Origin of the sequence: Arthrobacter sp. (assembly GCF_030540645.1) — a bacterium.
Taxonomy (GTDB): domain Bacteria; phylum Actinomycetota; class Actinomycetes; order Actinomycetales; family Micrococcaceae; genus Specibacter.
The window spans coordinates 55,918-57,843 of the sequence record NZ_JAUNVV010000011.1 but is presented as its reverse complement, the minus strand read 5'-3'; the positions used below and the strand labels follow the sequence as shown (position 1 = coordinate 57,843).

At 60.6% G+C, this 1,926-nt stretch carries 2 protein-coding genes and 2 pseudogenes; all 4 read left to right on the top strand.

Annotated elements, in window-relative coordinates:
• A pseudogene (locus tag Q4P21_RS03880) lies at positions 1-152 on the top strand (DNA recombination/repair protein RecA); the annotation flags it as partial.
• Between the two features lie 10 nt (positions 153-162).
• The gene (locus Q4P21_RS03875; protein ID WP_303387527.1) at positions 163-690 is read left to right on the top strand and encodes a regulatory protein RecX; all 528 of its coding nucleotides are present in this window, start codon (positions 163-165) and stop codon (positions 688-690) included.
• 95 nt (positions 691-785) lie between these two features.
• Positions 786-1,154: a hypothetical protein gene (locus Q4P21_RS03870; protein WP_303387526.1), complete on the top strand. Its 369-nt coding sequence runs from the start codon at positions 786-788 to the stop codon at positions 1,152-1,154.
• A pseudogene (locus Q4P21_RS03865) lies at positions 1,141-1,926 on the top strand (lytic transglycosylase domain-containing protein); the annotation flags it as partial. The gene Q4P21_RS03870 and the pseudogene Q4P21_RS03865, both read left to right, overlap by 14 nt.

The following is a 1,926-nucleotide window of genomic DNA, read 5'->3' as shown; positions in this document are numbered from 1 at the left end:
AGGGCATGGAAAACTCCCGGCGGTTCCTCAAGGACAACCCTGAACTGACCGAGGAACTTGAACGCCTTATCAAGGCAAAACTTGGTGTGGGTGTCATAGCTGAAGCAGAAGTTGAGAGCGCCCCGAAGCTCAAGGCCGTCGACGGCTTCTAGGGAGCCAGCCGTGAAGTCCAGAGGACCTGCCCCTGACCAGGCCGCCGACGCCAACCCGGCGTCGGCGGCCAGGGCCATCGTGCTGCGCCAGCTGACCAGCTCGCCCAAAAGCCGTCTCCAACTCAGCCAGAAACTTGCCGAACGCAACATCCCCCACGATGTTGCCGAAGCAGTGCTGGACCGTTTTGAAGAGGTGAAGCTCATTGATGACGCCGAGTTTGCCCAGTTGTGGGTGCGTAGCCGCTCAATGCACAAGTCCTTGGCCAGGGGGGCACTGCAGCGTGAATTGGCAGAGAAGGGGATCGACCCGGAACTGGCACAGGCAGCATTGGACCAGATTGATGAGGGCACCGAGCGCCGTCAGGCCAAGGAACTGATCCAACGCAAAATGCGGGTATCGGTCGATCTGCGTGAACGGGCTGAACGGGACAAGTACACGCGTCGCTGGGTGGCCATGCTGGCACGGAAGGGATTCAACCCATCAATGGCCTACCAAGTGGTGGGCGAGGCCATCGATGAAAGCCTCCAGGAGAACTAGCCGCCGCCGTCGAGTTGCGCACAATAGCGCCCAGCTGTGGGCTGCTGGCTTTGGATGGATCAAATTTGGCCCCAAAGAGGCTATGCTAACGGCATATGAGTAAGCAGCTGGCACTACATAAACGACTACTGGCCGTCCCCGTGGCGGCCACTGTTTTGCTCGTTTCCTGCCTGCTTGCGATGCCGGCCCAGGCGCAGGATGCGCCGCCGTCGGGATCGCCCAGCTGGGCAGATGTTGAGGCTGCCAGAGGCAATGCTGCTGCCACGGCGGTTGAGGCCTCGAAGATCGCTCAGGCGCTGGACGCGCTGGAACGCGAAGCAGATGTTGTCGGCACCACTGCCGTACAAGCTGGTGCCGACTATGCAATCGCGCAGAACAAACTTGACGCAGCCACAGTCGAAGTAGACATCCTGAACGCCCAAGCGCAGCGGGCTTGGCTTGTTTGCCACCATGGCGGCGCTTGAGTCCCTGGACAGCCTCAACGGCGTGGACCTGATGCAGCGGGTGGGGGACCAGGCAGCAAGCAGACATGACCTGGCCAGTGAATCGCAAGTCGCAGCAGCTGCCCTGGAAAAAAATCGCCAGGCGGCGCAAACAGCGCAAAAGGAACTCACTGCTGCGGCATTGAGAACCCGTGACACCGCAGTAGCTGCTCAGGCCGCGGTTTCACTGCAACTGGAATCAAAGAAGTCCCAAAGCACCACACTTGTCGCCCAACTTGCCGCGCTGAACAGCACCAGCGTTGCCAAGGAACAAGCGTACCGAAAGGGACAAACGGAACTCGCCGCTTATAAGCAGGCACAAGCGGCTAAGCGGGACGCCGCTGCAGCCCAAGCTCAGCGGGCGGCTCAAATCCAACAATTGCCTGCAGCTCCCAATCCCGCACCGAACCAGGCCATCGCCAACCCTGCGCCACATCCCGGACTGCCCGCGCCCGTCCCTGCACCAATCAAGCCCGTGGCCCCGCCGGTTCCTATTGCCCCAAACCCTGGCGGTGGCTACATCCCCGTTGAGGAGCTATTGCCCAATATTCCCGGTGGTGCTGTCAACGATCCTGCTGGGGCAAAGGCCTATGCTGCATCACGACTTGCCGCCCATGGCTGGGATCAAGGACAGTTCCCGTGTTTGAACCAGTTGTGGGAACGTGAATCCAACTGGCGCACGAACGCCACCAATCCCTTCAGCGGTGCTTATGGAATCGCTCAGGCGCTGCCTCCGGGCAAATATGGGGAAGCC